This window comes from Streptomyces sp. NPDC057253, from assembly GCF_042669125.1.
Taxonomy (GTDB): domain Bacteria; phylum Actinomycetota; class Actinomycetes; order Streptomycetales; family Streptomycetaceae; genus Streptomyces.
This window is the reverse complement of record NZ_JBHUXV010000241.1, coordinates 1-7522: the sequence shown is the minus strand read 5'-3', so window position 1 is coordinate 7522 and position 7522 is coordinate 1. Positions and strand designations below refer to the sequence as shown.

Below are 7522 nucleotides of genomic sequence, written 5' to 3'. Positions count from 1 at the left end.
GTGTAGTCGCCATGCAGTGAGCGCCGTGATCTCAGGCATCGGCTTCCCGCATGCGTGTGTGAAGCGCCTACTCGCCTGTCCCCGCAGGTGCTTCACTCCCTGAAGCGCACCTCGGACGCCTTGGTCCGGGCCTTGCCGACCGCGCATCAGGCGGTGGTTGGTCACGTTGCGCGACATCACACACGAACCGTGGGAAGGCAAGCAATGACGCTGATCACCCGACGCTCGATTCTCGCTGTCGGTACCGCCGCCGTGGGGGCGGCGCTGTTCCCGGCCGTCACCGCCACCGCCGCACAGCGATCGCCGGGCAAGACAATCACGGTCGGTGCGGGAGAGAGTGTCGAACTCTCGGGGACGACCCGGCTGAGCCGTCTCACCATCGCCGAGGGCGGGAGGATCACCGCCCCCGACGGCCGCAGCATCTCGCTGACCGTCGACGGCGTGGAGACCGGCCAAGCTCTGACCGAGACGGGCGGCAGCGTCACCCTGATCCAGGCCGGCACCTACCGCGGCGACCTGGTCCTGGCCGTGACCGAGGCGAACGACGTGGCGTACGAGGCGCTCACCTTCCCCTTCCGGCAGGCGCTCTACGTCGGTGCCGGCGGCGTGGACCGCGACAGGTCCGTCCTCTCCGCGGTGACCGGCGGCCGGCTGACCGACACCGTCGCCCGCGACGTGTCGATCACGTCGACCGGCGAGTGCTTCGACGCTGTCTTCGTCCAGGACGGCACCTACACACTGCGGCGACCCACCATCTCCCTGACAGGCAACGGAAGGTGCGACTTCGTGGGCTACGGCGCGGCCGTGGTCGGAGACGGACCCGCCACGACCGTGGTGGTCGACGGCGCCCGCATCAGGACCAGGGGAGTGGTCCGCACCGCGGTCGTCTCCAGCGGGGGCGCCAACGTCGTCGTCAAGGACTCCACCATCCAGTGCCGCAACGGCGTCCTGCCCGACGCCTACGAGCCCACCGTCGACACGCCGTACATGCAGTCCGTGCCCTGGATGCTCGGCCTCGACGGCAATGTCCGCGCCACCAACCTCATCGGTGACGACAGCCGGGCCACCTACCTCAACTCCACCGTCTTCTCGGAGACCTGGGGAGCCCTGTCCGTCGAAGGCGGTAGCCAACTGAAACTGACCGTGATCAACAGCCATGTCGGCAACACGGGGGAGTACGGCTACGGCACCTACGCCATCGCCGACTCGACCGTCCGTGTCCTGGGCTCCCGTCTCGATGTCGGCAGCTACGCGACCATCTGTGCGGGGACGAACGCGGTCGTGCACTACGGTGACAGCACTTCCCAGGCTGTTGCCGGGCTCAACACGGAGCTCGAACTCGGCCTGTCGGACGTGGAACTGAAGGCGATCCCGGCCCGTAACACAGTCGTGAACTCAGGTCACTTCGGCTACATGTTCTTCGGGCCCGGCACCCTGACCGTGGACGGCGGCACCGTCGTCAACTCCGAGCGGGCCACCTTCCTCAACAAAGGCCAGCGGACGAACATCACCGTCGACGGCTCGCGGGGCGTCCGCCTCCGTCCGCGCGACGGCGTCATCCTGCAGATGATGGAACTGGACGACCCGGGCCCCGTGGTCGTCGACGGCAAGCTCGTCAACCAGGGCGTCTACACCGAGCCCACCACCGACCCGGTCAAGGACTCCTCCTTCGACGTCACCGTCGCCCACGACACCGACGGGGCGGTCACCCTCCGCTCGATCGCGCTGAAGGGGGACTTCTACAACGGCATGCGCTCGGCGAAGAACATGGTCCTCACCCTCGCGGGCAGTTCCGTCGAGGGTGTCATCTCCTCGACGAGGACCGCACACCGGACGTCGCGGATCGACTCGTCGAACTTCGACGAGCTGGGCATCGTGACCAACACCGTCGGTGCGGCCGTCAACAACGGCACGATCGTGAAGCTCGACAGCGGCTCCACCTGGACCGTCACGGGCATCTCCCACCTGACCGCGCTGACCCTGGCGGCCGACGCGGCCGTGAAGGCACGTCATGGCAGGTCGGTGACCCTGACGGTCGACGGCACGGTGACGGCCATCGAACCGGGCACGAGCTACCACGGTGCCCTCGCGCTGACCGTGCGGTGAGGACCCGACAGCCGCCGCGTACGTCACAGGCATCGTCGAGATCCGGGGCCACCCGCTCCTCCACCGCTTCTACGGCGGTCCGGGCGGACGGCTCCGCGACTCCGGCCCTGACCGACACCGAGCTCGCAGCCTTCGGCCCCGCCGCCCCGACGCGCCCCGCACGGGCTGGGGCCACCGGCAACTCGGTGCTCAGCCGTCTCTGGCAGTTGCTCGGGCTGCCCACCGTGACGGTCGCGGGCCACCGTTACTCGGACAGCATGCCGCTCGGCGTCCCACTCGTCGGCCACCCCGCGAGTGGGGCGCCTGCTTGGCGCCGCCCGGTACACGCAGGAAACGATGCGGGGGATCAGCGGAGGTGCCGGGTGAGGATCGTGGCGATCGAGACCGACCAGTACGCCGTCCCGCACACGAGGCCGCTGAAGTTCGCCAGCGGCGAGGGGTACACCGCCGCGCACGTCCTGGCCCGCGTCTCGTGCTCACGGCGGCCTCCTCGCCCGCCACTCGTCGGCCGTCCGCTGAACCGCTGCCACCGGCGTACCGGGGAGAGCCTCACAGCAGCGCGCCCCGGGCCAGGGGAGCCCCCTCGACACCGGTGCCGACGCGCAGCAGCCGCCCCGCCATCTCGCCCTCGTCGTCCTCCAGGAACTCCACCACGTACAGGGACTCCCCGTCGAAGGTCAGGTTCATGGGACGGTCGTTCTCCCCGAGCGGCAGTGACCGGACCGAACCGCCGTCGGCGGCCACCACGTCGAGGGTGGACGAGCCGAAGGAGGTGATCCACAGGCTGCCGTCCGCCGCGCAGCGTATGCCGTGCGGGATGTGCCCGTGCGGCAGCTGGGCGACGGTCTCGACGGTGCCGTCCGGCCGCCGGCGCCGTACCCGGTCGAGATACGCCTCGGTCCACACGATCGAGCCGTCCGCCTCCGCGGCGATCCCGGCCGGGAAGCTGACCCCGGTGTCGACGACGGTCCGGGCGGTGCCGTCGGGGTCGACGGCGATGATCCGGCCGTTGCCGCTGCGCTCCTCGCGCAGGCCCTCGTCCCACTCCCAGATGTGCGAGTCGGCGACCCAGAGCCGTCCGTCGGCTCCCCAGGCCAGGTCGTGCGGTGCGACGAGCGGTACGCCCTGCACCTCGGTGAGCAGCGTCTCCGCCTCCTCGGCGCCGAGCCGCAGCCGTTGCACACAGGGCGCGACGGCGTCGTCGGCGACCCAGAAGTCACCGATCCGGCCGCCCGTGTGGGCCAGGTAGGCGGCTCCGTCGGTGCCGATGGCGACGGCGATGGGCCCGGAGGTGGTCTTGCCGAGGCTGTGCGTTCCGGTCTCGGGGGACCAGCCGACGAGCCGGCCGGTGTGGGTGTCGACACTGACGAACCGGCCGTCGGGCAGCAGGTCGCCGCCCTGCGGCATACCGCCGAAGTCGGCTTCCAGCACGTCGATCGTGAGCGGGGTGGACATGGTGTCGCTCTCCTGGTGTTCGTGGCCGTTCGTGGTCCGTCAGGTGCCGGAGGGGTCCAGCGCGCCACGCAGGACGGGCGCTCCGGCGGTCCGGCAGGCCGTCCGCCTCAGCTGTCCGGGGCGGTAGCCGTACGGGGTCTCGTGGGCGGTGAGGCCGAAGTCGACGAAGTACAACTCCCCGTCGCCGAAGGCGAAGTTGATGGGGACACCGCCGAGGACGACCTCGCGCAGCGGGGTGCCGTCCCGGGCGATCACGTCGATGCCGCCCGCCTCGAAGTTGGCGATCCAGAGGTTGCCGTCCGCGTCCGCCTTGACCGCCTCCGGTGTGTGGCCCTCGGGCAGGGTGGTGATGTGCTCGGTGCGTCCGCCGGGCAGCAGGCGGCACACCCGGCGGGTGTAGGACTCGACCCACACCACACCGCCGTCGCTCTCGGCCAGCACGCCGTTGGGGAAGGTGGGCCCGAGCTCCAGGACGACCTCGGCACGGTGGTCCGGGCGGACCGCGTACAGGTATCCCGGATCGGAGCGCAGGTCGGGGTCCCAGTGGCCCGAGTCGGTGACGTACAGCCGCCCGTCGGGGGCCCAGGCCAGCGAGTTGGGCGCGGTGAACGCCAGCCCGTCGGCCTCGGTCACGAGCACCTCGGAACGGGTGCCGTCGGGGCTCACCCGCTGCAGCGAGGGCGGCACCGAGCGAGGAGCGAGCCGCCCCTCCCCGTCGTGGCCGCTCTGGGTGACGTACAGGTGGCCGTCGCTGCCGAAGAGGCAGCCGTACGGACGGCCGCCGGGCACCGCGAAGGTGGCGAGCAGACCGTCGGGGTTGCGCACGCAGATCCGGCCGCTGTCGGTCTCGGCGAACAACACCCCGCCGTCCGGGAGGAGTTCGGGAGTCTCCGGGTGGCCGAGCAGGTCGGCGAGGATCTCGGTGTCGTCGGTCACAGTGCCACCGCCAGCAGTCGTCCCACCATCTGTGCCGTGTCGTCCGGGGCGGAGTCGTCGTAAGGGCCGAGGTCGGTGACGTACAGGGTGCTGTCCGCGAGGACGGAGTTGAGCGGCAGACCCCCGGTGTGCACGAAGTCGGTCTGCCGGCCGTGCCGGTCCAGGACCACGATTCCCTCGGCGAACAGCCCGGCGACCCACAGGGTGCCGTCCGGACCGGTCTTCAGGGACTCGGGCAACTGCTCCTCCGGCAGGGTGCACAGCACCTCCGGTTCACCGCCGGGCGGCAGCCGCAGGATGCGGTGGGTGTAGCACTCGGCCCAGAGCAGCGAGCCGTCCTCGGCCACCGCGATGCCGCTCGGGAAGGTGTGCCCGGTGTTCAGCACCGTGCGGACACCGCCGTCGAGGGCCACGGCGATCAGCCGGCCCGGATCGGGGCGGGTCTCGGGCGCCCAGGTGCCGGAGTCCGTGAAGTACAACGTGCCGTCGGGTCCCAGGGCGAGATCGTGCGGGGCGAGGAGAGGCACACCGTCCGCCTCGGTCGCCACGGTCTCGGAGGCGTACGACCCCGGGGCGAGCCGGAGCACGGCCGGCGGACGCTGGTCCGGGGACCGCCACGGACCGGCCTGGCCCCCGTTCTGGGTGACGTACAGGGAGCCGTCCGGCGCCGCGAGCACCGCGTTCGGGCCGCCGCCGGTCTCCGCGAGCGTGGTCACACCGTCGCCCTCGCGGTACCGTGCCACCCGGCCCCGGTAGGTCTCGGCGAAGACCACCGAGCCGTCGGCGAGGACGTCCGGACCCTGCGGATGGCCGAGCCCCTCGGCGAGCACGACGGGAGTGGCCACGGTCACGCCAGCCACAGGTCGGCGTAGCGGTACAGGGCCAGACCGGACACATCGGGCTTGAGCCCGCCGAGCCGGTTGCTGTGGCCGTCGAAGGCGTCGTAGAACCCGGCGATGATGTAGCCGCCCCGGTCGTACTGGATCTTCTGCATCCGGTGCGCCAGTTCCTTCTGCTTCGCGGTGTCGGTCTCCGCGACCGCCTGGCGGTAGAGCGAGTCGAACTCCGCGTCCTTGAAGTGGGTGAAGTTCGTCGTCGACGTCGGGGCGTCGCTGGACTGGCAGGTGTAGAAGTAGTTCGCCGGGGTCGTCAGGTTGGGGGAGAACAGCCAGTTGCCGTAGTTCGGGCCGTAGAACGTGGCCTGGTCGACCTTGTCGACGGTGACCGTCACCCCGGCCCGCTTCGCCTGCTCGGCGAACGCCTGCGACAGGCTGACGATGCCCGCGCCCAGGTCGGCGGTGGTCAGCGTGACCTTCAGGTTCTCCGCGCCCGCCTGCTTCAGCAGGTACTTCGCCTGGGCGACGTCCTGCTCGCGCTGCGGCAGCGACGCGTCGTACAGCGGATCGGACGGCGCGTAGAGGTCGTTGGCGATGCGGGCGTGCCCGAGGAAGGACGCCTCGTTGAGCGCCTTGCGGTCGACGAGCAGCCGGAACGCCTGGCGTACCCGGGGGTCGTCGAAGGGGGGCTTGTCGGTCCGCATCTGCAGGGGCACGAAACTGTTGGTCTGCTGGTGCAGCAGACTGACGCCCGACTTGCCCTGGAGCTGTGGGAGCAGCGAGAACTCGATGGTGTCGGCGCCCGTCACCTGGCCCGACAGCAGTGCGTTGACCCGGCTGGACTCGTCGGCGAAGTCGATGATCGTCAGGGAGTCGAGGTAGGGCTTTCCGTGCTGCCAGTAGTTCTCGTGGCGGGTGAAGGTGGTCTGCCGGCCCGGTTCGAAGCTCTTCAGCTTGAACGGGCCGGTGCCGACCGGCTTCGCCGGGTCGTAGCCGACCGGGATGATCGGGATGAAGGTCGACAGGATCTCGGGAAGATTCGTCAGGCCCGACTTCAGTTTCAGCCGGACGGTGAGTTCGTCGACCTTCCTGCTGTTCGCCAGGTCCAGGTCCGAAAGGGAACCCGCGTAGGCCGCGGCGGTCTTCGGGTCCAGCAGTGTGGTGAACGAGTGGAGCACGTCCTCGGCCGTGAGTTTCTTCCCGTTGTGGAACTCGACACCGGACTTCAGCCGGATCGTCCATTCGTCCGCGGCCTTGTTGACGGAGTACTCGTCGACGAGCTTCTTCTGAATGGTGTAGTCAGCCGACGGGAACCACAGGGTTTCGTACATCGCGCAGAAACGGCCGAAGTCCGAGGCGGAGTTGATCACGAAGGCGCTGAGGCTGTCCTTCGAGCTCCCGCCGGAAATGCCGTGCACGAAGGTCCCGCCCCGCTTGGGGGCGCCGGTCGGTCCGGCGGAGCCGGATCCTCCCGTACCCGTGTTCGCCCCGCCGGCGCAGGCGGACAGAAGCCCGCCGCTCAGCAGTGCCGCACCCCCCAGCGCCCCGGTCCGGAGCACTCCGCGTCTACTCAGTTCCATCGAGCCCTCCACGGCTTCAGGGACACCGGTTGCTTTGCCCAAGGATCGCCGTGCGACGGTCGTACGGTCTTGTCCAGCCGCGCACAGTCCTTGTCCGTCACGTCATGGAGTCCCAAGAGGCCGATGCTTTCCCGCGTCGGCGTGGTCGAATCGAACGGAGACGAGGGAAAGGAACACCCGGCACATGGGAACTGACATGGACATCGACGCCGTACGCGAGGTGATCGGGAAATACGTGGCGGGAGTAACCGCCTCCGATCCGGAACTCGTCGGATCGGCCTTTCGTCCCGACGCGCACATGTGGGGATATCTGGGGGAGGAACTGGTCACCGTTCCCATCGGGCGATTCCTCGACGTCGTCGCCGGAAGTCCCGATCCCGCGCTCTGGCTCGACGGCTACACGCACACCGTCCGGTCCGTGGAGATCACCGGGAACGTGGCGGCGGCGGTCCTGGAGGAGACCGGATACCTCGGATCCGACTTCACCAACTACTTCACCCTGGTCCGGGAGAAGGGCGAGTGGGCCATCGCCAGCAAGACCTTCTTCCTGACCGGTGGGCAGACACCACCCGCTCCCTGACCGCAACGGCGTGGGCCCCGGTACGGAAT

At 69.7% G+C, this 7522-nt stretch carries 6 protein-coding genes; 2 read left to right on the top strand and 4 right to left on the bottom strand.

The genetic code is table 11. The annotated features are described in order from the left end of the window. Nucleotides 1-204 precede the first annotated feature (204 nt). Entirely contained in the window at nucleotides 205-2106 is a 1902-nt protein-coding gene (locus ACFULQ_RS48045) for a hypothetical protein (RefSeq protein WP_383557877.1), read from the top strand. A 549-nt stretch (nucleotides 2107-2655) separates the two neighbouring features. Here ACFULQ_RS48045 and ACFULQ_RS48040 read toward each other — a convergent pair. The 4 genes from ACFULQ_RS48040 to ACFULQ_RS48025 are packed head-to-tail and all read right to left on the bottom strand — an operon-like array spanning nucleotide 2656 to nucleotide 6913. Then, entirely contained in the window at nucleotides 2656-3561 is a 906-nt protein-coding gene (locus ACFULQ_RS48040) for an SMP-30/gluconolactonase/LRE family protein (protein WP_383557875.1), read from the bottom strand. 39 nt (nucleotides 3562-3600) lie between these two features. Next, nucleotides 3601-4497 carry an SMP-30/gluconolactonase/LRE family protein gene (locus ACFULQ_RS48035; protein ID WP_383557873.1) on the bottom strand — a complete coding sequence of 299 codons (897 nt, stop codon included), beginning with the start codon at nucleotides 4495-4497 and terminating at the stop codon, nucleotides 3601-3603. Then, nucleotides 4494-5342: an SMP-30/gluconolactonase/LRE family protein gene (locus ACFULQ_RS48030; RefSeq protein WP_383557870.1), complete on the bottom strand. Its 849-nt coding sequence runs from the start codon at nucleotides 5340-5342 to the stop codon at nucleotides 4494-4496. The genes ACFULQ_RS48035 and ACFULQ_RS48030 overlap by 4 nt, the downstream gene beginning before the upstream one ends. 2 nt (nucleotides 5343-5344) lie before the next feature. Continuing rightward, nucleotides 5345-6913 (bottom strand): ABC transporter substrate-binding protein, encoded by a 1569-nt coding sequence (locus tag ACFULQ_RS48025; protein ID WP_383557866.1) that lies wholly within the window; start codon nucleotides 6911-6913, stop codon nucleotides 5345-5347. 184 nt (nucleotides 6914-7097) lie between these two features. Between ACFULQ_RS48025 and ACFULQ_RS48020 the strand changes: the two genes are divergently transcribed. Next, complete coding sequence (locus ACFULQ_RS48020) at nucleotides 7098-7493, top strand: nuclear transport factor 2 family protein (protein WP_383557863.1); 396 nt, start codon at nucleotides 7098-7100, stop codon at nucleotides 7491-7493. The last annotated feature ends 29 nt before the right edge of the window (nucleotides 7494-7522 follow it).